The 25,083-nt window shown below is 40.2% G+C and carries 21 protein-coding genes; 13 read left to right on the top strand and 8 right to left on the bottom strand.

Annotation, left to right across the window (positions count from 1 at the left end):
- The first annotated feature begins 278 nt into the window (after positions 1 to 278).
- Positions 279 to 1,919 carry an Ig-like domain-containing protein gene (locus tag DQW11_RS05670; RefSeq protein ID WP_157966041.1) on the top strand — a complete coding sequence of 547 codons (1,641 nt, stop codon included), beginning with the start codon at positions 279 to 281 and terminating at the stop codon, positions 1,917 to 1,919.
- A gap of 176 nt (positions 1,920 to 2,095) precedes the next feature.
- Here DQW11_RS05670 and DQW11_RS05665 read toward each other — a convergent pair whose 3' ends face one another.
- Positions 2,096 to 2,452, bottom strand: a complete 357-nt coding sequence (locus tag DQW11_RS05665) for a LytR/AlgR family response regulator transcription factor (protein WP_198669845.1) — start codon at positions 2,450 to 2,452, stop codon at positions 2,096 to 2,098.
- Positions 2,453 to 2,975: 523 nt separating this feature from the next.
- Between DQW11_RS05665 and DQW11_RS05660 the strand changes: the two genes are divergently transcribed.
- The 3 genes from DQW11_RS05660 to DQW11_RS05650 all read left to right on the top strand — a co-directional run bounded on the left by DQW11_RS05660 (position 2,976) and on the right by DQW11_RS05650 (position 6,559).
- Positions 2,976 to 4,607 carry an Ig-like domain-containing protein gene (locus tag DQW11_RS05660; RefSeq protein WP_113922985.1) on the top strand — a complete coding sequence of 544 codons (1,632 nt, stop codon included), beginning with the start codon at positions 2,976 to 2,978 and terminating at the stop codon, positions 4,605 to 4,607.
- A gap of 123 nt (positions 4,608 to 4,730) precedes the next feature.
- Positions 4,731 to 5,468 (top strand): hypothetical protein, encoded by a 738-nt coding sequence (locus DQW11_RS05655; protein WP_113922984.1) that lies wholly within the window; start codon positions 4,731 to 4,733, stop codon positions 5,466 to 5,468.
- Positions 5,469 to 5,650: 182 nt separating this feature from the next.
- Positions 5,651 to 6,559: a histidine phosphatase family protein gene (locus DQW11_RS05650; protein ID WP_113922983.1), complete on the top strand. Its 909-nt coding sequence runs from the start codon at positions 5,651 to 5,653 to the stop codon at positions 6,557 to 6,559.
- Between the two features lie 19 nt (positions 6,560 to 6,578).
- Here the strand turns inward: DQW11_RS05650 and DQW11_RS05645 are convergent, their stop codons facing one another.
- From DQW11_RS05645 to DQW11_RS05635, 3 genes are all read right to left on the bottom strand, one after another.
- On the bottom strand, positions 6,579 to 7,793 hold the full coding sequence (locus DQW11_RS05645) for an arginine deiminase (protein WP_113922982.1): 1,215 nt from the start codon (positions 7,791 to 7,793) through the stop codon (positions 6,579 to 6,581).
- 213 nt (positions 7,794 to 8,006) lie between these two features.
- Complete coding sequence (gene lysS, locus DQW11_RS05640) at positions 8,007 to 9,725, bottom strand: lysine--tRNA ligase (protein ID WP_113922981.1); 1,719 nt, start codon at positions 9,723 to 9,725, stop codon at positions 8,007 to 8,009.
- Between the two features lie 70 nt (positions 9,726 to 9,795).
- Complete coding sequence (locus DQW11_RS05635; protein ID WP_113922980.1) at positions 9,796 to 10,983, bottom strand: proline dehydrogenase family protein; 1,188 nt, start codon at positions 10,981 to 10,983, stop codon at positions 9,796 to 9,798.
- Between the two features lie 480 nt (positions 10,984 to 11,463).
- Between DQW11_RS05635 and DQW11_RS05630 the strand changes: the two genes are divergently transcribed.
- From DQW11_RS05630 to DQW11_RS05590, 9 genes are all read left to right on the top strand, one after another.
- On the top strand, positions 11,464 to 12,561 hold the full coding sequence (locus DQW11_RS05630) for a chorismate mutase (protein WP_113922979.1): 1,098 nt from the start codon (positions 11,464 to 11,466) through the stop codon (positions 12,559 to 12,561).
- 102 nt (positions 12,562 to 12,663) lie between these two features.
- Entirely contained in the window at positions 12,664 to 13,722 is a 1,059-nt protein-coding gene (aroB, locus tag DQW11_RS05625; RefSeq protein ID WP_113922978.1) for a 3-dehydroquinate synthase, read from the top strand.
- Positions 13,719 to 14,966 (top strand): 3-phosphoshikimate 1-carboxyvinyltransferase, encoded by a 1,248-nt coding sequence (locus DQW11_RS05620; protein WP_113922977.1) that lies wholly within the window; start codon positions 13,719 to 13,721, stop codon positions 14,964 to 14,966. Before aroB ends, DQW11_RS05620 begins: the two co-directional genes overlap by 4 nt.
- 50 nt (positions 14,967 to 15,016) lie before the next feature.
- Positions 15,017 to 15,385, top strand: a complete 369-nt coding sequence (locus tag DQW11_RS05615; protein ID WP_113922976.1) for a DMT family protein — start codon at positions 15,017 to 15,019, stop codon at positions 15,383 to 15,385.
- A 3-nt stretch (positions 15,386 to 15,388) separates the two neighbouring features.
- Entirely contained in the window at positions 15,389 to 16,204 is an 816-nt protein-coding gene (locus DQW11_RS05610; RefSeq protein WP_113922975.1) for a prephenate dehydratase, read from the top strand.
- Between the two features lies 1 nt (position 16,205).
- Complete coding sequence (locus tag DQW11_RS05605) at positions 16,206 to 17,351, top strand: pyridoxal phosphate-dependent aminotransferase (RefSeq protein ID WP_113922974.1); 1,146 nt, start codon at positions 16,206 to 16,208, stop codon at positions 17,349 to 17,351.
- Positions 17,352 to 17,378: 27 nt separating this feature from the next.
- Positions 17,379 to 18,227 (top strand): prephenate dehydrogenase, encoded by an 849-nt coding sequence (locus DQW11_RS05600; RefSeq protein ID WP_113922973.1) that lies wholly within the window; start codon positions 17,379 to 17,381, stop codon positions 18,225 to 18,227.
- 125 nt (positions 18,228 to 18,352) lie between these two features.
- Positions 18,353 to 19,063 (top strand): SIMPL domain-containing protein, encoded by a 711-nt coding sequence (locus tag DQW11_RS05595; RefSeq protein WP_113922972.1) that lies wholly within the window; start codon positions 18,353 to 18,355, stop codon positions 19,061 to 19,063.
- 168 nt (positions 19,064 to 19,231) lie between these two features.
- On the top strand, positions 19,232 to 21,046 hold the full coding sequence (locus DQW11_RS05590; RefSeq protein WP_113922971.1) for a metallophosphoesterase family protein: 1,815 nt from the start codon (positions 19,232 to 19,234) through the stop codon (positions 21,044 to 21,046).
- Between the two features lie 138 nt (positions 21,047 to 21,184).
- Here the strand turns inward: DQW11_RS05590 and DQW11_RS05585 are convergent, their stop codons facing one another.
- The 4 genes from DQW11_RS05585 to DQW11_RS05570 form a co-directional block, all read right to left on the bottom strand.
- Entirely contained in the window at positions 21,185 to 21,763 is a 579-nt protein-coding gene (locus tag DQW11_RS05585; RefSeq protein ID WP_113922970.1) for a helix-turn-helix domain-containing protein, read from the bottom strand.
- Between the two features lie 38 nt (positions 21,764 to 21,801).
- Positions 21,802 to 22,926, bottom strand: a complete 1,125-nt coding sequence (locus DQW11_RS05580; RefSeq protein ID WP_113922969.1) for a TIGR03364 family FAD-dependent oxidoreductase — start codon at positions 22,924 to 22,926, stop codon at positions 21,802 to 21,804.
- A 3-nt stretch (positions 22,927 to 22,929) separates the two neighbouring features.
- The gene (locus DQW11_RS05575) at positions 22,930 to 24,252 is read right to left on the bottom strand and encodes a DUF5690 family protein (protein WP_113922968.1); all 1,323 of its coding nucleotides are present in this window, start codon (positions 24,250 to 24,252) and stop codon (positions 22,930 to 22,932) included.
- Between the two features lie 65 nt (positions 24,253 to 24,317).
- On the bottom strand, positions 24,318 to 25,013 hold the full coding sequence (locus DQW11_RS05570; protein ID WP_113922967.1) for an HAD hydrolase-like protein: 696 nt from the start codon (positions 25,011 to 25,013) through the stop codon (positions 24,318 to 24,320).
- Positions 25,014 to 25,083 lie beyond the last annotated feature (70 nt).

The following is a 25,083-nucleotide window of genomic DNA, read 5'->3' as shown; positions in this document are numbered from 1 at the left end:
AAATACTCGGTTTAATAAATCGATTTTCATTATTGGCCTTTGGTAAATGTTAATTTATTTTTGTTATTTGCTTGAATATAAGTGATTAAGTATTATTGATATTTTAATTTACTTTAAGTGAAATCCATCAAAAAGCAAAGTGCCGACTTTTGCTTTTTGGCCATAAGATTAAAAAAATCACCTTCTTCGTTTTAATTACCCAAACAATTGTCAATCTCCCTTGATTCCCTTGATTGGACAAAAATTGGTCAGGGAAAATTGAAGAAATAAATGAATTTATGAGCAAATCAGCCATCACAAGTAGATATTTAAAGACTTTAAGATCTAGAATTGAGTTTTGGTTTGGGATTATTTTTTTACTTTCCATTAGTTCTTGTTCGGAAAATGTATTTGACGATGAGGATTTCAACGACGACATCAGCTTAATGCATCAAAAACTTTCTTCAAAATATGGAAAAATCGGTGTGCATGACGCGGCGAATGAAGGCTTAGATGAATTTTATTTCCTTTTTCCAACAGTAGAGAAACAACCAAAATTCCGAGGCAATTTCAATGGTAATTTATCCCCTGTGATTGAAATCAGTGATGATTTTGATTTCAATTCGGTTCATCAAGAGTTTTCAACAGAAGAGATTGGGGAAAACAGGATAAAAGTCAGTAGGGAAGGAGAGTTTTACTCGGCACATTGGGATACGTCTAAGTCCAAACCAAGACTAGGTAAAATCTATAGAATCAGGATCCGGATTAATGAAAAAATATTAGGTTATGTGGATATTGCCATCGGGACAAATAAGACAAGAATACAAGGAGCAGAAATTCAGGTACTTAACCTAAATGAAACCTTGCAGATTGCGTTCAGAATTGAAGAGAAAATATGCCCGGCAAAAATTGAAATTACACCAAAAGAGGCCACTGTCATGGTGTCCGGTACGCAGCAATATGATGCTGTTGTTTTTAATTATTATGGTGAAATCCTCGAAGACCAAAAAGTGGAATGGTCGATTTCAGACGAAAAAATTGGCTCTATAGACAATAAAGGGCTTGCGACCGGGATTAAATATGGGTTTTCGGAGGTAATAGCCAAATCAAATGATGTGTCGGCCTCTGCATATATATTTGTTCAGGAAAAGCAGGATTCACCAAGGCCGGGTAGAGATATCGTTGTTTTTAATGATGTCAATCCATTTTTTGGGGAGGGAATAGAAAACCCAAACAACCAATTGATGGTCAAAAATCTCATTAATTTTTCAAGCCCGGGAGTCCGAAACAATGGCTCAAAAATCTGGTTTGACTGCGGAAGGTCCTCCGCCCACGAAAAAGAAAATCCCACACCTTGTGGGGATTCGGAGCGATATAACCCAATGCGTAACTTGATTACAAACGAAGGGTATATTTTAGAGGACATTTCCTCTTCGGCGGGTACTTTGATTGAAATCCCTCAAGAAGTCAAAGTCATTTTCCTATGGCTTCCAACAGTTCATTTTAAACTTTCAGAAATCAATGCACTTAAGAAATTTGCAGAAGAAGGGGGGAGGATAGTTTTCATTGGAGAGTGGGATGCTTTTTATGGTAATGATGGGTTGGAAGTTGAAAATCAATTATTGATCAATTTGGGTGCATTTATGAGGAACGTTGGGAAGGCTGTAAACTGTGGATACAATACGCTGCCCGCATCCTCCTTGCGGGTCCATCCAATCATGAGGGATGTTACCGATCTCACAATAGCCTGCGCGTCTGTAATCGAGCTCGGGTCAAACGATTATCCGCTGTTTTATGACAAATCAAATCAATTTGTACTTGCAGGAGTAGCACAGATCAATACCCAACCAATTTCAGAATTGGTTACAGGAAGGAGTCATGATTATTTCAATTCTAGAATCAAATTGTCTTTGAATCCCAATAATTCAAGTGGATTTTGAATTAAGGGTGTATTGTTGGTTGAATTGGATGAATGTTGAAGCCAAAAAATTGTGAAATGATAAAGACTTCCGGTCCGCTTGATAATGAATAGATTATCTCAAAAAGGAACTTTTAACTGATTTGGCTATTCTAAAAGAAGGCCAAAATGGTGAAACCTAGAGAATATGATTTTCATTTAAATTTTTGGTACATAATCAAAGATTTCATGCAATACGGTTTCCTTATTTTGAGTAATCCTTATTTTAATTCCATCCACCATTTCAATCATACCACCTTCAGATTTCAAGACTTTTTTGATATATAAGGGATTGATCAAATGAGAATGGTGAATCCTTATAAATCCCTTTTTTGAAAGATTATCACATATTTCCTTGAGGTTTCTGGACACAACACGTATTTCGGGTTGTCGGATATCATTGCCATTGGGAGAAATTATTTTGCAATAATTGCCATCTGCTTCACATCTGATGATTTCCTGAATATTCAGAATTTCAAAACCATTCAATATGGGAATGGCAATTTTTGAGGTCATTTTGGTTTTGATGGCATCCATGGTTTCTATAGGATAAATTTTCTCTAACTTTTTTGGGTCTACCTTAATAATATAAAACGCATTAATTCTCCTTCGGAAGTGAAGGTTGCTGAAGTTGAGATTTCAGAATTGTGAAAACAGAAATTATCAAAGCAGGCATCTTCACTATTTGGGTAATGACTTGCATGACACTCGATTTTAATAAAAAGAATTTATGATAACCATAAACCTTAATAAATATATTATAATTAAAATGCTAAAAAAACTATTTGTAGAACATTTTTTTGTGGTCAAACAACTATTAATGGTTTAAAAATAAATGTTTTGACATGTTTTCTACACACCAGAATGGTGCAATGGCATTGGAAAAGTATGTAACTGTACATTGAACTCCTTACCTAATTGTTGTTCAGAATTTCAATGCATTGAAATTTCTAATTTTATCAAAATGGAATGGCTAAAAGCCGATAAAGCTAGTGTCAAGAAAATCCCAGTCAAACTTTAACCTTTAATTTTAAACCCAATGGAATCCTATTTCAAAAATTCAAATTTGTTGCAAAGGATCAAAACCTTTAAGTCGCAACTTCTGGTATTTCTTGCTGTCATTATGGTGGCAGGTTCATGTTCTGAAAGTATGTTGAACGATGATGATATCAATGATGATATTGCATTATTGTCCCAAACATTGTCTTCTAATTTCGGCAAAATCGGTATATCGGACGCCGCTAATGGAGGAGATGTTGACGAATTTTATTTCCTAGCACCCACAATAGGCAAGGATCCCAAATTCCATGGTAAGTTCAATCCCAATCTTTCTCCGATAGTTGAAATCAGTGATGATTTTGAATTTAAAACTGTCCTTCAATCATTTAAGCGGGAGGGAACAGGAACCGACAAAGTGACCTTAAATGCTTCTGAAGAAAATTACACTGTGATTTGGGACACAGCAAAGTCCAAAGCTGTCAAAGGCAAAATTTACAGGGTTAGGGTCAGGATTGGTGAAAAAGTTTTGGGATTTGTTGATGTGGCGATTGTTTCAAAAGAAACCACAAAACTTGACAATGGTATTGTTCCATTAATGGAAAATCAATCATTAAGAGTTGTATATAGATTGGAGGACAAAACTTGCCCTGCCAGGATTGAGATTTCACCAAAAGAAGCAACGATTTTGGTGGATGGAGAGCAAAAATTTGAAGCAAAAGTTTATAATTTCTATGGAGAATTGCTCGAAAATTTGAAAGTTGAATGGTTTGTTTCAGAAGATGATGTAGCCTCCGTAGACCAGAATGGTTTGGCAAAGGGAAAGAAATTTGGTTTGACCAAAGTCAGTGCAAAATCTTTTGATGTTGTTGGTTCTGCTGATTTGTTTGTACAGGAATCTGTAGCCCCTCGTCCGGGAAGAGATGTTGTTGTGTTCAATGATGTCAACCATATCGATAATAATTCTTTGAACAATCCCAATAATATTCTTCTCGTAAGAAACCTCATTAATTACACCACTATTGGAGAAAGGGCAAATGGTACCAGGGTACTTTTTGATTGTGGCAGAAATTCTGGCTATCCGGAGTCATGCCAAACTTCAGGTACCCATTCCAGGCTTCATGACGAAATCAGGAGTTATGGATTTGATCTTGACTTTATCAACTCTTCCAATACGCCACTTACCGATATTCCTTCAGATGTTAAAATTCTATTCTTATGGCTTCCTAAAGTTCAATTCTCAGTTGATGAAATTAACTCCATGAAAGCTTTTGCTGAGGGAGGTGGAAGAATAATATTTATTGGAGAGTGGGACGGTTTCTATACCCCCGTAGGCTTGGCGGTTGAAAATCAATTCTTGATTAATATGGGTGCATTTATGAGAAATGTCGGCAATGCTGTTGACTGTGGATACAACATCCTTCCCGAATCTTCATTAAGACCTCATCCAATTACAAGAGATATGACAAACGTGACGATTGCTTGTGCCTCAGTAATTGAACTCGGTCCCAATGATTTTGCCTTATACTATAATAGAGCAAATAACCTGGTTTTGGCAGGAGTTGCACAGATTGATACTACGCCGATAACTGAACTCAAATCAAGTAGAATAGTTGATTTGTCTAACCTAAGAACACTTTCTGACCTTGATCCTAAAAAATCAACGGGTTATTAAAATCTCTAAGTGAAATCAATTATAGGAGGGGACATTGTTCCCCTCTTTTTTTATTTCAGGTAGTTTAATTTCCTTTCCTCAGTGGTTAATTTTTACCTTTGGAGAAATTGAACAAAAAGTCCCATGAAGATCCGCCTTTCGATTTCTATTATTTATACCTCGATCTTGTTGGTTTTTTGCACTTCTTGTATTGAGAATAGGGCGGTCAGGATAATTAAAAAATCAATTGCCGCACATGGAGGGGAGGAAGCTTGGAATAATTTGGAATCATTTTCTTTGGAAAAAGAAACCAAGCTTTATCTTGAAAATGGAGAAGTAGAAAATCATATCCTTCAAGAAATTGAATTTCGGCAAAAGCCATTTTTTGAGGCAAAAATGTCATGGGAAAAAGATTCTATTTTCCATAAGGTTGTTTTCGACGGGTCTCGTACCAAGTATTGGATGGGGGAAAATGAGATCCAAAACGAGGGCTTTTTAGCGAATAAAAAGAAGGATATTGATGCCGCTTATTATGTTTTGACAAAACCTTTTGACTTATTGGATAAAAGTAAAATTCTAAAATATCAAGGGATTACCAAATTGGCAGACGGACGGGAGGTAGAGACCGTTCAGGTCATTGACGGTGATCCCGAAAACCCTGCTGTGGATATATGGTGGTATTTTTTTGATACTGAGTCTTTTCAGATTGTAGGGTACAGAGTCAAGACAAGCGGTCATTTCAGCATGGTGTACAATCAGGAATGGGACAACTCCACCGGGATTCTTTTTCCTGCTAAAAGAGAAAGTTATCGGGTAGATAGCTTGGGCAATCATTTGTACTTGAGGGCAAAATATCATTTCAAGAACTTTGCAGTCAATTGATTGAAAGATAATTGTCGAGAAAGAAAATTTTTAATAACTTACAAGTGCGATTCAAATAAAGAAAATTGTTTTTTAGGTCTTTTTTTGATGATTTATGTTTTTCCTTTTGCGGGATAGGTTTGGAATAATATTTGCCAACTTGTTTTTATCGTGTTTTCCAAGAAATTTCTAAGTGTCAAAGAATGAAAAACTTCCCTGCTTTCGTAAAGTCTTTTTTAATTGTTTGTTGTTTAGGGCTTTTGTTTTCGTGTCAGCCTGAAGATGAACCTGTAAATAAAATTCTGTCAAGTGATTTCATAGATGGCGTTCTTTTTTTGAACCACAGTGATGAGGGTTTTGCTATCCAAATCCCTACAAGCACTTCGGCAAAGTTTTTTCCATCACCTTCCAAAAACACTTTTGAAATTGACGAATCTGGGGAGGATTTTTTGGAATTGGCTCCGGGTTTATATTGGATTGATGTAGTGTGGGAAAATGGGATTCCCGTCCGTGAAACTATCCCTGTGTATATCACAAAAAACAAAGAAGAAGCAATCCAAACAGTATCTGCTTTAAAGAAAATGAAGACCGAAAATGCCGGTTATGCCATTGTTTTGAGGCATACTAATGCTACTGTTGGGGAGGATATCGTCACTTCTCCTATTCCCCAATGGTGGAAATCATGTGATTCCAATGTTGCAAGGCAGTTGAATGAGTCGGGTAAAAACAATGCCAAGAAAATAGGAGATGCCATCAGGAAACTTTCAATCCCTGTTTCTGCGTCGATAAGCAGCGAATTTTGCAGGGCTGTTCAGACCTTCGAGAATATGGCTTTGGGAGTAAACATTGTACAAGACAGAAGACTAAACCACGAAAATGAAAGTAAAAAGCTTGTGATGTGGGAAGATGCTTTTCAGGTCATCAAAGACAATCCAAAAAACGATGGGATCGTAGTCTTGGTCGGTCATTATAATATGTATGCTGAAAATCCTTACAGAACTTCCATCCGGCCATTTAACCAATCTGATGGGTTCCTGATGAGAAGACTGCCAACAGGTGAATTGGATTTTATAGGTTCCATCCCGATCTATATGTGGGATATTTTCCTTTGACCGTCAAACTGAGAGGATTTTAAATCTTAGCCCTACTCAATGGCATGGTCATACACCTTGGTCCACCCAGGCCACGGGAAAGTTCCGAGGAGGGAATTTCCAATACCTCAACACCCATATTCCTTAAAGCCCGGTTAGTATGGATATTTCTATTGTAAGAAATAACCCTTCTTGGACCTATTGCAAACACATTTGCTCCGTCAAACCACTGTTCTCTCATCGAATAATCAGGCTTTCCCGCTGCCGTGGACAAAATTTCGAGATGAGGGATTTCCTTTTCCAAGACCGTCAAAAGAGATTCATTCAATACCTGTCTTTTGATATTAATTTTGTCGTCTTTGATTTCTTTCAAGGTATAGAGAGAGGTTTGGAGGACGGAGTTGAGGGCATCAGGGTAAGTTAAAACGAGGTTTTCATCTAATATGGTAAAGACAGTATCCAAGTGCATGTACTGTCGTTTTTTGGGCAAGTGTACCTCATAAACCCTTTCTACATTCCCTTCAGCCAGCAATGCTTTGGCTACATGATAGATAGCCTTTTCATCTGTCCTTTCAGAATTACCAATGGCAACTGCATGTTTTGACAAAACAATCACATCTCCACCTTCAATACTCGGCGGGGAATCATGTCCGTTTATCGGATAAAGACGGTTGACATGGTCTTTGAAATCCACGTGGTTTTCGAATATTGCCCGGAGGATATTGGCTTCCCTTTGTCTTCCTTCTTTTTTCATACTCGAAAAAATAATTCCACCCGGTGTTATTGCCATAGGATCCCTTTGGAAATACAGGTTTGGACTTGGAGGAATCACAAAAGCATAATCCAACAATTCACCGGAGGATAAATTGGGTATCTTTCGTTTTAATTCATGGACTTTTACCCCTGCCGTTAGTGCTGTCGCACATTCTGCAGTGGATAGCCTTTCAAGAATATGGTCTTTCAGGTGTGTCAGACCGGATTTTGTCAGCGCATCCAGCATCAATTTCTCCAGAATTTCCCGATTAGAAAGAACCTGTATCAGCAACTCATGAAGCCTGTAGACCTGTGCACCTGTAGTCTGTTTGATCAGATCGGTAAAGAAATCGTGTTCCTTTTGCATTGCTTCCAGATAAGGAACATCTTCAAAAAGGAGCAATTCCTTATTGTAAGGAGTAAGCCGGTCAATTTCCTTTCCCGGCCGGTGCATCAGAACTGCTTTCAATGTTCCAAATTCAGAGTTGAGGCGTAAATTCATATCCTTTAATGAAAAGTATTTATTTTTGATTAATAATTAACAATAATATTTAAACGTTACAAATAAATCAAAGAAAGTGTAATAAAATTAAAAAGACAAAAAATAAAATTTTCTGTTTTATCCTAAAGATCAATGCGTAAAATAGAAAGAATCCATAAAAAAAACCGGACTGATGATCCGGTTTTTCGATTTTATTTTTTGTCACTTCTTAAATCATGAAACCCATTTTTCCACATCTTCTTTTGTTGGATTTGGAACCTCAAGTTTCAGTTTTTTTCTTCTGCCACAAACATCATTGAAAAGCTTGTTTGCATCCATTTCCTTTAACTGATCAATAGTCTGGATATTCATATCCCTTATCACCGGAATCAATCCTGCAGGAATGCCCAATTCTATGAAATCCTCATCCGATGCGATATTCATTTTCTTTTCAGGTCTCATTTGTGGGAAGAAAAGGACTTCCTGAATGGTTGTTTTATTGGTCAAAAGCATTGTCAATCTGTCAATTCCAATTCCGAGTCCCGAAGTAGGAGGCATCCCATATTCCAATGCCCGGAGAAAATCCTCATCCATGGCCATAGCTTCATCATCACCCCTTGCCGCCAATTTCAACTGATCCTCAAACCTTTCTCTCTGTATTATCGGATCATTCAATTCAGAATATGCATTGGCGATTTCTTTCCCATTGACAAAAAGCTCAAAACGCTCTACCAAACCTTTTTTGGACCTGTGATTTTTGGCCAAAGGGGTCATTTCTACAGGATAGTCTGTGATATAGGTAGGTTGGATTAAATTGGCTTCCACCTTCTCACCGAAAATTTCGTCGATCAGCTTACCTTTGCCCATGCTGTTCTCCACTTGGATGCCAAGGTCAGCACATACTTTCCTCAACCCGACTTCATCCATTTCGCTCACATCAATTCCTGCATATTCCTTGATGGAATCAAACATCGTCAATCTTCTGTATGGTCCTGCAAAGTCAATTTCCTTATCAGCTACCTTCAGGATGGTTTTCCCATGGACAGTGAAGGTTATTTTTTCGATCAGGTCCTCGACCATTTCCATCATCCAGATATAATCTTTGTATGCCACATAGATTTCCATACCGGTAAACTCAGGATTATGGGTACGGTCCATTCCTTCGTTTCTAAACATTTTTCCTATCTCATATACACCTTCAAATCCGCCTACAATCAACCTTTTTAAATAAAGTTCATTGGCGATCCTTAGGAAGAGGGGCATATCCAAGGTATTATGATGCGTATTAAAGGGACGTGCAGCAGCACCGCCATGGACCTGTTGCAGGATTGGGGTTTCGACTTCCAGCCATCCGTGGTCATCAAAATAGCGGCGCATATTGGTGATGATCTTGGACCTTGTCACGAAGACATCCTTCACGTCCGGGTTTACAGTAAGGTCAACATAACGTTGCCTGTACCTCATTTCCGGATCGGTAAATCCATCGTAAATATTCCCTTCTTCGTCTCTTTTTACCACTGGGAGTGGTTTGATTGATTTAGAAAGTATCTTCAGGTCAGTGACATGAAGGGATATTTCACCTGTTTGGGTGGTGAAAATATATCCTTTAAGGCCGATAAAATCACCTATCCCCAAAAGCTTTTTAAATACAGTATTGTAGAAAGTCTTGTCTTCGTCCGGACATAAATCATCCCTTCTGAGGTAGATTTGAAGTCTTCCTGTGGAATCCTGGATTTCTGCAAAAGAAGCAGAACCCATAATTCTTTTTGTCATCAACCTGCCGGCGATGGAAATGTCTTTATAATCTGTTTTTCTGTTTTCGTAGTTTTTATGGATATCATCCGCCGTCACATTGACAAAGAATGATTCAGCAGGATAGGGGTTGATGCCCAATTTTATCAATTCCTCCCGGTCTTTTCTTCTTTCTAATTCCTGTTCGCTTAATAACTGCATTTCTCTATTTGTTCAGTTCAAATAATTTTTAACCAATAACCATCCCGATAGCTATCAGGACTAATAACCTTTATTTCTTAGCCGCTTTGCGTCTTGCCATTTCCCTTTTGACCAGGTCAAATTCCCTGCTGCTTTGTCCGGCTACAGAGGTGTTTTCTTCAGCCCTTCGCGAAAGATAAGGCATTACTTTTTCCACCGGGCCATAAGGGACATATTTCACTACATTATAACCGGCTTTTGCCAGGTTGAAAGAAATGTTATCACTCATTCCGTATAGTTGGGCAAAGTAAATACTTTCATCAGAAGGATTGATGCCGTATTTTGATATCAATTCCGTCAAAAGCAGGTTGCTTGTTTCATTATGCGAACCGGATACCAATCCCATGGTTCTGATGTTTTCGACACAGAATTCCAAGGCAGCATTGTAGTCCCTGTCGGAGGATTCCTTGGTTGGCTGTATAGGGCTTGGATATCCTTTCTCCGCCGCGCGGTCTCTTTCTTTTTCCATGTAAGCGCCCCGCACCAATTTGGCACCGTGTAGGTATCCTTTCTCCATTGCGACATCATGGGCTTTTTTAAGTCTTGCAAGTGTATCATGGCGATACATTTGGTAGGTGTTGTACACAATGCAGGATTTCTTGTTGTATTTTTCCATCGCTTCGTAGGCCATTTCATCGATCACATCCTGAAACCAAGACTCCTCCGCATCGATCAGTATTTTTGTATTCGCTTCGTATGCAGCCCTGCAAAGGTCATCAATCCTTTTTTGGAGATTTTCAAAAGAGGTTTTTTCAGTTTCCTCCAAGGATTTGCCATCTTGGATTTTTGTCATAATTGCCAAATCTCCTAATCCCGTTACCTTAAATACCGCGAATGGGATATTCTCATCACCTGCTGACCGTTCAATTGTTCTTAAAATTTCGTTTTTGGTGGCATTATAGCTGATTTCATCTCCTTCTCCTTCTACAGAATAATCAAGGATGGTCCGGATATGGTATTTGGCCAGGTTGTCTACGGCATGCTGACAGTCATTGATATCTTCTCCGCCACAAAAATGCCCAAACATGGTTTTTTTCATGATTCCTTTAATTGGCAGACCAAGGGCAAAAGACCAATTTGCGAGTTTGGTACCGACGCTGACTGCAAGATTGTTGTTGACGGTAGCAAAAATGAGATACATTTTTTTCAACTCGGCATTTGACTTGGAGGCAAAAGCAACTTCAAGATTTTCGAAAGAAATATTGGGTTTGACAGGCATAGGACTCAAATTACGGCGCAAATATATTAAAAAAACCTCATCGGGGAGGGGATTGTTTGGTTATTTGGTAGCATATATCTTGCGAAAAAAGATATTTGAAGCCATTTAGAAAATGATGGATAGATAAACTCAAAAACTTGACAACAGACCGCTAATTATATTTTTGGCATTTACTAAAGCAAAATTATATTTTGAATTTTTAGAATTCGCTAAAGGTAATTATTGAATTTTTAATGGTTAGTCCGATTTTTGAACAGAAAGCAAGAAATTATTCATTAATTAATTTGTTTTTAAAAAAGAGCCACTTACTTTTGGAACATGTTAATCGCAGCATTCGCCTTCTTTAGCTTTTATTACTTTTACTTTCGCCTTCAAAGTCGAATCGGAGCTGCTTATTGTCTAGAAAAAATCTAAAAATTCATAAAGCAAAAAAAGCCCGGTTCGAAAGAGTCGGGCTTTTTTTATTAAACCTATCAAATCATGAAAGACCATTTACAAATCAAAGACTGGGGATTCGGAATAGAAGGCCATGTCATCATTGCAGGACCATGTAGTGCAGAGACACCTGAGCAGATCGAAAAAGTCTGTTTAGACATGAAAAAAGAAAACATGATTCCTGATATGTTCCGTGCAGGAATCTGGAAACCGAGAACCAGGCCGGGAAGCTTTGAAGGAATTGGTGAAGAAGGTTTGAAATGGATGGAAATAGTAAGACATCACCTCAACATCCCTATCACTACTGAGGTCGGAAATGCCGCCCATGTGGAGCTGGCTTTGAAACACAATGTAGATGTACTTTGGGTGGGTGCCAGGACTACGGTCAACCCCTTTGCTGTACAGGAAATCGCCGATGCACTCAAAGGAGTGGACATCCCTGTGATGATCAAAAACCCGATGAACCCGGATTTGCAGCTTTGGATCGGCGCTTTGGAAAGAATGCATTCAGTAGGGATCAACAAATTGGCCGCAATCCACCGTGGATTTTCTGATTCTTATGACAAAAGATTCAGAAACAAGCCTAATTGGTCCATGCCGATTCACTTGAAAAGAGAGTGGAAAGGAATGGAAGTGATCAACGACCCGAGTCATATTGTTGGTAATAGGGAAGGAATACTTGAAACAGCACAGAGAGCTATCAATTTTGGACTGGACGGCTTGATGATTGAGACGCACCACGATCCGGATAACGCCTGGTCTGATGCCAAGCAACAGGTCACACCAAAAAGATTGAAAGAAATTATTTCCTTGATAGATTTCAAAGATACCCTTGGAAGTGAAAATCCGGGAGAAAAATTGAATGATCTCAGAACTGCAATTGACCATTTGGATGACCAATTGTTGGATATTCTTCAGGAGAGATTTTCCCTGATCGATCAAATCGGTGCCTATAAAAGAGAACATCACCTTACTGTTTTCCAATCAGACAGATGGAAATTCGTCATGGAATCCCGTACCCAAAAGGGTGTTCAGAAGAACCTTTCGGAAAAATTCATGAAGGAATTACTTTATTGTATCCACGAAGAATCCGTAAAAAGACAGGAAAAGCAATTGAGAGAAGCTGATCCCGTGAAAAAATGAAGGTAAGAAGTAAAAGGTAAGAGGTATCTGTCCTCACCTCTTACCTCTCACTTCTTACCTCCCAAAATAGATTTTCTATTTATACCTTAAATCCCCAATATTTTGGAGTCAGTAATATTTTCAAATAATATCTCTTTTGATTTGAGTAAATACCTGAACCAATTGGGCTATTCCCAATTGGGAGTGATCTCAGATTCAAATACTTCAAAATTCTGTTATCCGATTATCGAGAAGCTTTTGCCGGAAGGCCATAAACATTTTTCTTTTCCTGCCGGCGAAGCCAATAAAAACCTCAACACCTGTACCCAAATATGGCAATGGATGACTGATGAAGGCTTTGACAGAAAAGCATTGATCATCAATCTTGGTGGAGGCGTGACCGGGGACATGGGAGGTTTTTGTGCGGCAACTTACAAAAGAGGAATCCGATTCATCAATATTCCGACAACTTTGCTCTCTCAGGTGGATGCCAGTGTGGGTGGAAAATTGGGGATTGATTTCAATGGTTTCAAAAACCACATAGGCGTATTTACCCAACCAGAACTCGTTTTGATTTCTGAAATTTTTCTCCAAACCCTTCCTCATGAAGAACTCCGGTCGGGTTACGCTGAGGTTTTGAAGCACGGCTTGATCCAAAATGCCAATTACTTTTCTTGCCTCAAAATCGCAGATTGGGAAAAGCAAAATTGGAGGGAGATCATTGAAAAGTCTGTTCAGATCAAAAGGGAAGTGGTAGAAAAAGACCCTAAAGAAGCTGGATTGCGGAAAATTTTGAATTTTGGACATACTATCGGCCATGCTTTCGAGTCTTTTTACCTCAATACCGATAAGCATTTGCTGCATGGTGAAGCCATTGCGGTAGGGATGGTTTGCGAAGCTTTTCTTTCCCATAAAAAATCAGGATTGCCAAAAGAAGATCTCCAAAACATTACTGATGCCTTGACTGAAATTTACGGGGTTTTTCAGTTTTCCGAAGCTGATATCGATGATATTATCAAATTGTGCAGTCAGGATAAAAAGAATGAAGGATCAACGGTAAACTTTTCACTTTTGAGAAGAATCGGCAATTGTGATTACAACATCAAAGGAACAGCCGAAGAAATCAAAGAAGCCATCTCATTTTACCAATCATTAACTTCACAAGTTCCATTAAACCAATGAATCCAACCTTGGAAACTTTATTTCTAAGCCAGATTAGTGCTTTTCAACCTACAGTCATCCCGCTTCCATCTTCCAAAAGTGAAAGCAACAGGGCATTGGTCATCGATGCGCTTACAGAAGGTGAGAACAAACTGAGCAACCTTGCCGAAGCGCGTGATACCCAGACCATGATCAGGTTGCTTGGAGAAAATCCTGCAATCTTTGATGTTTTGGATGCCGGTACGACCATGCGGTTTTTGACTGCTTTTGCTGCTGCAACCAATCAAAATAAGGTCATGACCGGAACGCCCCGTATGTGTGAAAGGCCGATAGGGATATTAGTGGATGCGCTGAGAGAAATAGGTGCTGAAATCCATTACATGAATAAGGAAGGTTTTCCACCCTTGGCCATTCATGGCCTGAAAGAACAAAAAACAAATAAAATCACAATCCGGGGAGACGTCAGTTCCCAATACATTTCAGCACTGTTGATGATTGCGCCGGTGCTTCCTATGGGACTCGAATTGGAACTGACAGGAAAAATCGGATCGAGGACATATATCGAAATGACCCTTGAACTCATGGCTGCTTTTGGTATAAAGTATACTTGGGAAGGAAATTTCATCAAAGTTTCCCATCAAGCTTATCAACCTACCCAATTCAATGTCGAAAGTGATTGGTCGGGAGCAAGTTATTGGTTCAGTTTATTGGCTTGTGCCGATGAAGGGGAGCTCTTTTTGGAAGGCCTGAAAGAAAACAGCCTTCAGGGAGATTCCAAAATCGTGGACATCATGGACAGGCTAGGTGTCAAAAGTGAATTTCAAAATGGTGGGGTCAAACTCACCAAACAACCTGTCAAAGGACTTGATTCCTGGGATTTTACACATTGCCCGGATCTTGCACAGACAGTAGCTGTGACTTGTGCGATCATTGGTCAAAAGACAAAATTTACAGGATTGGAAAGTTTGAGGATCAAGGAAACTGACAGGATTTATGCTTTGCAGCAAGAATTGGGGAAGTTCAATGCCCAACTCAAAGAAGGAGAAAATGAAGTGTTTACCTTGATTCCTTCCGTGACAATGCCCCATGAGGTCCATATCCACACCTATGATGACCACAGGATGGCCATGGCATTTATGCCGCTGATGACCAAAACGAAGGTGATTATCGAAGATCCTTCAGTGGTCAATAAATCGTATCCGAGTTTTTGGAAACACGTTTCTTTGATAGATGCAAGACACAAGGCACAAGACACAAGACTTTGATCTTCCATCTCCAATCACACGTCTCACGTCTCAAATCTCCTGTCTAAATAATGAAAGGCACCTATACCATCCTTCTTTTGATCCTTTCCAATACCTTTATGACCATGGCCTGGTATGGACACCTGAAGTTCAAAGACTTGAAGTGGTTTGAAAATCTTGGGTTGATCTCGATCGTTTTGATCAGTTGGGGAATCGCTTTCTTTGAATACATATTTCAGGTTCCTGCCAATAGGATAGGGTTCAAAGAAAACGGAGGGCCTTTTTCTTTGGTAGAATTGAAAGTGCTTCAGGAAGTTATCACTTTGGTGGTATTTATGATTTTCACTTTGGTATTTTTCAAGAATGAAACCATCAAACTAAATCATCTTATCGGATTTGGGTTTTTAGTGCTTGCGGTTTATTTTATTTTCAAAAAATAGCTTATGAAAGTCGCCATTCAAGGTATTCCCGGTTCTTTTCACCATCAGGTTGCGCTCAATTATTTTGGGGCGGATACTGAAATCGAGGGTTTCAGGACTTTTGAGGAAGTGGCCAAGGCGGTGCAAAGAGGAGATGTTCCTTACGGTGTCATGGCGATCGAGAACTCCATTGCAGGTGCAATTCTCCCAAATTATGACCTGATCGACAGGCATGAATTACATATTTTTGAAGAATACTACCTGCCGATTTCCCACAACCTCATGGTTTTGCCGGGGCAAAAAATTACTGATATCAAGGAGGTAAAATCCCATCCTATGGCTTTACTTCAGTGCAAGCGCTTTTTTGAGTATTATCCTGACATCAAATTGATCGATGATGTGGATACGGCTACTGTTGCAAAGCGGATTTCGGATGAAAAAATAAAAGGCTTGGGTGCAATTGCAAGCTCGACAGCCGCAGAAATCTATGGTTTGGAAATCCTAGCCGATGACATTCAGACGATCAAAAACAATTTTACCCGTTTCATACTCCTGCAAAAAGACAAACCGCAGCAAACTGAAAAACCCAATAAAGCCTCATTCAAAATCACAATCAGAAATGAAAAGGGAAGTCTTGCCAAGCTCCTGACTTTGCTCAGTGAAAATGACCTTGACTTGAGTAAAATCCAATCCATTCCGGTTATAGAAAATCCCTGGCACTATGCGTTTTTCATTGATGCACAATTTGACGACTACGCCAAATACCTGAAGGCCATCGACGCAGTCAATCAAAATGGGGGAGAAGTGAAGATTTTTGGTGAATATGTAAGCAGGAAATAAGATGAAGGGATTTTCCAAACGGACAGATAGCATTCAGGAATATTATTTTTCCCAAAAACTCAAAGAGGTCAACCGACTGCGGGAGGAAGGAAAGCCAATCATCAACATGGGAATTGGAAGTCCGGACCTGCCGCCTCATCCTTCTGTCGTAGAGGCTCTGCACCAGTCTTCTTTGTTGCCAACGAGCCACGGCTACCAAGGCTATCAGGGAATTCCAGCTTTGAGAATCGCCTACGCTGATTTTTACCAAAGTCATTATGGGGTAAACTTATTAGCCGATACGGAAATATTGCCCCTATTGGGTTCAAAGGAAGGAATCATGCACATTTCCATGACTTTTTTGGACGAGGGAGATCAGGTTTTGGTACCAAATCCCGGTTACCCAACTTACACTTCTGTGACCAAATTGCTTTTGGCGGAACCGGTTTATTATGACTTAAAATCAGAAAATGGTTGGTATCCTGATTTTGATGAACTTGAAAAAATGGACTTAGGCAAAGTCAAACTCATGTGGGTCAATTATCCGCATATGCCTACAGGCGCAAAGGCTGATTTGAAGGTTTTTGAAAAGCTGATTGCATTTGGGAGAAAGCATCACATCATCATCGTCAATGACAATCCCTACAGCTTTGTTTTGGAGGATAATCCAAAAAGTATTTTCCAGATTGGAGGAGCCAAAGAAGTAGCTTTGGAACTCAATTCCCTAAGCAAGACCTCCAATATGGCCGGTTGGCGGGTTGGTTTTGTAGCAGGTAAACCAGAATGGATCTCTGCCATCACCAAAGTCAAAAGCAATATGGATTCAGGAATGTTTCTCGGAATCCAACAAGGTGCCATTGCAGCCATGTCATTGGGAAAGGATTGGTATGGAGGACTGAATGAAATTTATTCCAAAAGAAGAAAACTGATTTGGGAATTGGCAGAAAAATTGGGTTTGGAATTTGAAAAGGACACAGCAGGCATGTTTGTATGGGCTAAATTGCCTCAGGGAAAAACATCTGATGAATTGGTAGATAACCTACTTTACAACAAATCTATTTTTCTTACACCCGGACATATTTTCGGAACACAAGGGGAAGGTTTCATAAGATTTTCACTTTGTGTCAAAGAGGAATCCATCAAAGAAGCAATAAATCGATTATCATAAACACATCACCCACATACATTATCAACAATGAAAAAAATTCACATCATCGGTTTGGGTCTTTTGGGAGGGTCATTTTCCCTGGCATTGAAGCAGGTAAAGCCGGAAATCCATTTTACAGGATTTGATTCCAATCCACAAAACCTCCAGGATGCCCTGACTTTGGGGATCATTGATGAGGTCAAAGAAAAGGCCGATGCGGACACAGATATCATCGTTTTGGCAACTCCTGCAAATACCTTATCTGAATTGCTGGTCAAAACTCTTGATGAGATCTCTCACGAAACTTTGGTGATGGATTTTGGATCAACCAAAGAATTGCTTTGCCAGGCGGTATCAGAACATCCCAAAAGAGATCATTACCTGGCAGGCCACCCGATCGCAGGAACAGAATATTCAGGTCCAAAAGCCGCCAAAGCAGATTTGTTGGATAGGAAAGTTTTTATCATTTGCGAAATGGAAAAGACAGACATCCACTTGAAAGCCAAAGCCTATGAGGTATTGGAAGCGCTGAATATGAAGCTGCGCTTCATGGATCCTGAAGAGCATGACAAACATCTCGCTTTCGTTTCCCACCTGTCGCACATCACTTCGTTTATGTTGGGCAAGACCGTCTTGGATAAAATGGAAGATGAAAAAAACATTTTTGACATGGCGGGAAGTGGTTTTGCGTCGACGGTCAGGTTGGCCAAAAGTTCGCCGGGAATGTGGGCACCCATCATGCAGGAAAACAAGAAAAACATCCTTGAGGCGATGAGCTTGTACATATCCAACCTTTCCAAATTTCGTGATAAAATCATTGCAGATGACTACGAAGGATTGTACCACGAAATGGAAAAAACCAACAAAATCAAGGATATCCTGGATTTGGGAAAATAATTAAGTTTGCAGTATTCAGTCTCAGTTTGCAGTCTCCACTGCCAACCGTTTTTTCTGATTATTGATTACAGGAAAAAACTGGCCGAAATTTTGAACCCTCCGTACAAGACTTAAAAACCAATATTATGAAAAAACTACTATTTGCATTGCCGTTTTTATTCCTGTTTGGATCTGCCTTTGCGCAGGAAAACATTCCACTCATTCAGGTCGAAGGAACAAGCGAACTCAGCATTATGCCGGATGAAGCGTTGATGTTTATCAACCTCTCAGAAAAAGCACTGAAAGTTTCAGATGCTACCAATGCACTGAACAAGAAGACAAAATCAATTGAGGATGCCCTCAAAAAAACCAGGGTAAGCGGATACACTTTTACCGTGGACAATTATTTTGTCAATGTCAACAGGGTTTATTCCAACAACTCTTCCAAAGACAGTGGCTACGTTGCTGCCCAAACAATCAAAGTCAGGGTGAAAATCGCAGAACAGAATTTGGTAAAAATCACCGAAGCATTGCATCAAACGACAGATATGACCTACACAGTGCAATTTCAGGTTTCGGACGCGTTGAGGAAATCATCTGCTTCCAAATTGCTCGAACTCGCCATTGCTGATGCCACATCCAAGGCAGAGGTAATTGCAAAAGCGATGGGGCTATCAAAACTCCAAGTCCATAATGTCACCTATACCTCGGGGAATAACAACTACATGCCTGTCATGCGCAATGCCAAAGCCATGATGGCCATGGACATTAGTGAATCATACCAAGAACCTACTTTCAGTCTTGAGGAGCAAAAGCTCAATGACAGGGTGATGGTTTCTTTTTCTTTTTCAAAGTAGAAATAAGAAAAAGTAAGAATATCAAAAAGTGAAAGCCACCGCTGAAAAGTATCAATCCTTTTTGGCGGTGGCTTTTATGTTGATGATTTTATAGCAGTTTCTTAACAGCCCCTTCATCTCTTTTATTTTTCTTCTGTTTAGTATTGGTAAACAAAAATTCCTGTTCCAATGCTGACTTTTCTGATCCTTTTTTCATTGCTCTTTCCAAAGGCTTCACTTCATTCTTCTGATTCAATCCCAAAACCTGCCCAAGAATTCTGGTTTTGGAATCAGTATGACCTACCAAGAAATGCATCTACAAAGTCTACTGATGAAACCGTTTATTTGAAAGATTTTCAAAAGTTTAGTGCAGGTTTTTCTGACTCACCAAACAGCCTGAATCAACCGGTTTCGTCCATTTTTCAGCTATTTGAAAGCCATACTGTCGATTTTTCTAAGCCATTTGCTTTAGAGTTTTTGTTACTCATCCATGTCAATAATCCGGTTGGGATTTCCTGGGAATTTTGGAATGAGAAGGAATTGGGATTGGCTATTTCGGTATTTGATAAAAAAGTGACTACCGGCATGATGGAAAATGGGATTTGGGAGGAATCAGGATCCAATTCCAAACCCTGGAAAAAATACTGGAATCATTACTTGCTAAACTTTGATGGGAAAAACATTACACTTTTTGAACAAGGAGAAATGGTTTGGCAAAAGGAATTGGACAAAACTTTGGAAGGAAGTCAGTTGATCTTAAAATCTTTTTTGGATATGGAGTCTTACATGGAAGCCCATGATATTCTTAAGAAAGCGGTGAAATTCAACCAAGACCTCACAGAACAGGAAATAGCCGGTCTTTTTTCGAAAATAGGAAACCAAATCAGTGCTGGAAAGCTCTATTCTGACAAGTTCCATCTCATGGCAGGCCCATATCTCAATGACATCAGTGAGAATTCTGCCAAATTGGTTTGGGAAACAGATCGGGCCTCCAAAGCCATCTTGACCTATGGAGAAAAACATCCCTTGGAAATGTCTAAGAATTTTGACTCAGGAAATGACTTCATTAGAACCATTACTTTAGAAAATTTGAAATCCGGGACGACCTATTTTTACAAGCTGGACTTGGAATCTGAAAGCGGAGAGAAATTATCCACTCCTGTTCTATCTTTCCAAACCGCGAAGCCAAAAGGCAATCCTTTTCTTTTTGGAATCATCAGTGATACAGAAAGCAGACCGCAGGTCAACAACCAAGTTGCCCAACGACTTTGGGAAGAAAGGCCGGATTTTTTGGTCCATTTGGGGGATCTGACGGATGGTGGATGGAAAGATTCCAAGTTTGAGTGGACAATGGAATATTTTCAAGGAGTTGGTGCCTTAACTGCGAGGATTCCTATTGCAACTGTTCCGGGAAATGGGGACGGAGACCTTCATTGGTACAAACATTACCATCCGCATACAGGTGAAAAGGGCTTTTACCGTTTCGATTACGGAGACGCTTCCTTTTTTATGCTCAACAGCAATCCCCGAAAAGACCTTCAGAAAGGAGGAGAACAATATGTTTGGCTGGAAAATGAACTTACCAAAAGTGGATCTAAGTGGAAATTTGTCGTACTGCACCATGCACCCTATTCTGCAGATGAGGATGATTATGGCAATACCTGGAAGGAACCCGGAAATCAGGGTGATTCACAACTGAAAGACTTGATTTCACTGGTTGAAGCCAATGAAGTTGATATGGTTTTCTTCGGACATCTGCATACTTATATGCGGTCGCATCCTTTGAAAGGGGACAAAGTCGATTCTGAAAAAGGGACAGTCTATGTGCAGGCAGGAGGAGCGGGAGGTAACTTGGAGGACAATGCCCCAACCCGTGCTTGGTTTACTGCCAAGAACTTCCGAGGCCATCATTATTGTACCGTTCAGGTGATTGGGGATTCTCTGGAACTAAGGACGTACAATCTTGAGGGAGAGATTATTGATGTCTTTAAAGTCAACAAATGAAAAGTTTATAATTGCAATTGAGCCAGAAAAACTGAAATCACGGTACTTCGGTCTTCCGACTTCCGTCCTGACAGTAGTGGGATTTTGGTTAACGGGCAAAGAAAGGGATAACCATAAAAATGAATTTGGATTTCACCCTTAATCCATATTTTCAAAGAAATACACCACAAGCATCCTCACAGTTTCCTTTCCTTCATTGACAGGATTGTGCTCCAATCGTCCATCAAAAAGCATGGAATCTCCTTCAAAAAGCTCGACGGTCTGATCGCGGAAAATGTATTTGACGGTGCCCTGAAGGATATATTTGAATTCAAACGCATCAGTTGTCACAAAATTCCTTACCGATCCCGGCTTGATTTCCAGCAACACAAAATCAACTGCTCCTGATTTGATTTTTCTTGTGAAGATGCGTTCATACTGATAGCCTGAAGCAGGTTCTTTTTCGAATTTGCTGTATTCTTCTTTCCTCAGGACCAAAACCGGAGCTTCCCTGCCGTCGAGGCTGAGGTCATTGAAAAAGAAATTCAGGTCCACCTCAAGCGCTTTGATAATCTGCATCAGCACAAGCAGCGAAGGGAGCGTCCTCGAGTTTTCAATCTGTGAGATCAAACCCTTCGTGACGCCCGCCCTTTCGGCGATTTCCTGTATGGTAAGGTTTTTGTCTTTTCTGATGCTTTTGATTTTTTGGCTGATCTGAACCAAGATTTCGTTTTCCATGATGAAAAATAGCAGGATATCTAAATATACCCTAGTCCTTAGCTGATTTTATCCACCACCTCTTCGCCAAGGCCAAATGAAAGCGTCATTCCGGCTCCTCCCATTCCATTGACTATCCAGACTTGAGGACTGACTTGATGGATAAATTCAGTTGCTCCATTGGTCATTTTGGGATAAATCCCATGCCAGGAAGATTCCAAAGTCCAGTCCCTGAATGCCGCAAAAGTCTTCAAAAAATCAGTGATTTTTTTGTTGATATCCTCCCTGTCAAACGGATCCAAATGCCTGCCATACTCGTGGCTATCACCGATGGTCAGTTGGCCATTTCCATTTTGGGAAACCATCACATGGATACCCAGATCCAATAAATCAGGATATTGTTCCTCATAAACCTCCTTGAGCTTGGCCAATGAAGGAGCTACATGAAAGCCCTTGTAATGGATAAAGCTCAGGCCAGCACAAAGCGGCGGTCCGATACGCCAATTTTCGGGTTGCTTTGCAAGGCGCATCATCTGAAGTTTACATTTGGTGATGGGAGTGGCATCAAAAATTTCAGGATATAACGTTTCAAAATCTGCTCCGCTGCAGACAAAAATCTGATCAGCTTCCCAGGTTTGGTTTCCTGACCTGACTTTGTTTCCGTTGATTTCAGTGACTGCCTTATTCCATTCGAAGGTTACATTTTCTAAAGATTCCAAGTAAGCAGCAGTTTGCCAGATAGCTTCCCGGGGATCTACGATCACTTCCTCTTCTGTCCAAAGTGCACCTTTGAGCCCATTTACGATTGCCGCCTGACTTTTCTCTGCGGTCTGTGCGGGATTTAAATGAAAGGCTGATTTGATGCCCTGCATCGCAGCCACATATTCTTCGACCACCTGATTTTCCAAGTCAGTATATGCTAGGTGTAATGATCCGGTTTCTTCTGCCCAGAATTTTGCCTTTTTGCTCATTTCCAACCAAATTGCCCTTGACCGCATTGCCCTGTTAAAAGTCGCACCCTGTGCCTGTCCGACCGGCCATACCATTCCAAAATTCCGGATGGATGCACCAACCGGTTTGGGATTTCTTTCGATGACGTTGACTTTCCAACCTTTGTTTGTAAGTGCTCTTGTGACTGCCAATCCGACGATTCCTGAGCCAATGACGATTGCTGATGGTTGCATGGTTTATATTTTTGAAGCCAGAGAAATGTTTTCAACGATTCCCGACTTGTAGGTTTTTGTTTTTCTTTTAAAATACCATAATGTAAAAAGCATCATTCCTGTCCCGATACTCAGCATTACCAAGATGCCTTGGGTGTAGAAAAGGTGCCAACTCATGTCCTGCAAAATACCAAATTGCTTGATGGTGACTATCCCTACCGAACCCAAATATCCGAAGCTGTCTGCGAGGTACATCAGGAATCCCACATTTCCTGCAGACTTGAATGAGGCAATCAGCCTGTCAAACAACAGACAGTTGAATGGAATATATCCCATATAAATCCCTGTGCCGGTCAAGACAACCCAAAGAAAGGGTGGAATGACGCCCATCTGTAACAGAATAGTAGCACCGACGGCCAAAACAAGTCCGGAAATGATGATCCAATGATACAGAAACAGCGCCTTTTGGTTGTTTTTGACCAAAACCAAAAGCGCCATCATGACCAAAAGAATTAGGGTAATAGGAATTTCTGTTTGTGTAAGTAGCACATGATTGACATTGATTCCCATTGTCTCCCATATTTCCACTGCAAAATTGTCTCTGATATCACGGAGCGCGGTAAGCACCACATAGACCAAAACAAGAATGATGATTCCCGGCTTGAACGCATTGAAGAAATCAACTCTTTCTTTTTTGGACATAGGCGTGCGGACAGAGCGCAAAGCCACGTCTTCATGATTGGGTGGAGGAGTCTGATTGAGCAAAATAACAGAAATCACAAGCAAAGGCATGAAAATTCCTCCCGTCCAAAATGGCATCCAAAGTTCGGAAACATGCCATTCGTCCATGAGGTACTTGCCTATTGTTTTGACCAAACCTGAGGAGAATACAAAACTGACAGCCAGAATACTGCCCATCATTTCAGTGAATTTTCTCCCTTCCAGGTAATTGAAAACCAATCCCCAAATCAATCCCAAAGGAAACCCATTGACCAAAAAACAAAGGATATTGAATGGTTCAGGTAGTACCGCAAAACCTAACAATCCCATCCATGAAATGCCGATCAAAGTTAAAATCAAAACCGCCCTTCTTTCAGGTTTGAGTTCTGAGATCATCTTTATGCCATAGAATTTACTCGCCATGTAGCCGAAAGTCTGCGCCAATATCAACCAGACTTTCAGGTCCATTCCCATAAATAACTCCCCCTCAAAAGTCGCTGAAGCAAATGGCTTTCGGAAAGCATACATGCTGCTGTAAGTCAAAAAGGCCATTACTGCCGCAAACAAACTCATGCTGAAGTTGCTGCTTTGGGCAAGTTTTTTGGAGACAAAAGGGAACTGCAGCATGGGAGAAAAATTGGTTTTAGTGAACTCTCCAAGGGTACGGAACTCTTGGAGGGTTTTTGTCTAGATTATTGATCGATAAAGTCCAGGATTTCTGTCAATGAATTCACGATGTGGGAAGGGTGATGCTTCAAAAGTTCTTCTTCAGAAAAAGCGCCTGTTGTGACAGCAATACTCATCAGGCAACCTGCGTTGTGTCCCTCATTGACATCAACTTCGGTATCGCCGATTTTGATGACTTCTTTGGGGTCAGTAATCCCGAATCTATTCATCATCACTCGGATCATGTCGGGGTATGGTCTGCCTTTTTCCACCTCATCGCTACAAACGGTAACGTCAATCAACGGGGAGTTTTTCCAACCGACCCTTTCCAAAATCACATCGGTAATGTCCCTGCTAAAACCTGTATCCAATCCGATTTTTATCCCCAAGTCCTGAAGTGATTCGAAAACAGCCTCCGCATCATCCATCGGTGCAATTCCGGGAGCGGTGAGATAATAGGCTATCATATTTTGGACGAAATCTTCGTGGATATCATCGATGAGGTCCGCAGTAATGGTGGCTTTATCGCTTACATGATTGGAAAGAATTGCCTGTATTGCCAATGGTTTTGGATAGCCCATTTTTTCATTCGCTTCCGCAAGAGTGACATTTTCAAATCCATGATTCAGAAAAGCATGCTGGAAAGATCCGGCAACATTGCTATTGTCCTTGATCGTGGTTCCGGCAATGTCAAAAACTGCGAGTTTGATGGCTTTTTTCATTTGCTGTATTTTTAGATTCTTTTCTTGGGTAATGAAAAAGAAGGATTTGTTGACTTTTTATGGCTTAGAT

Source organism: Cognataquiflexum aquatile, from assembly GCF_003316845.1.
GTDB classification, from domain to species: domain Bacteria; phylum Bacteroidota; class Bacteroidia; order Cytophagales; family Cyclobacteriaceae; genus Cognataquiflexum; species Cognataquiflexum aquatile.
Note: the sequence above shows the minus strand (reverse complement) of the source record. Positions and strands in the feature narration are given on the sequence as shown.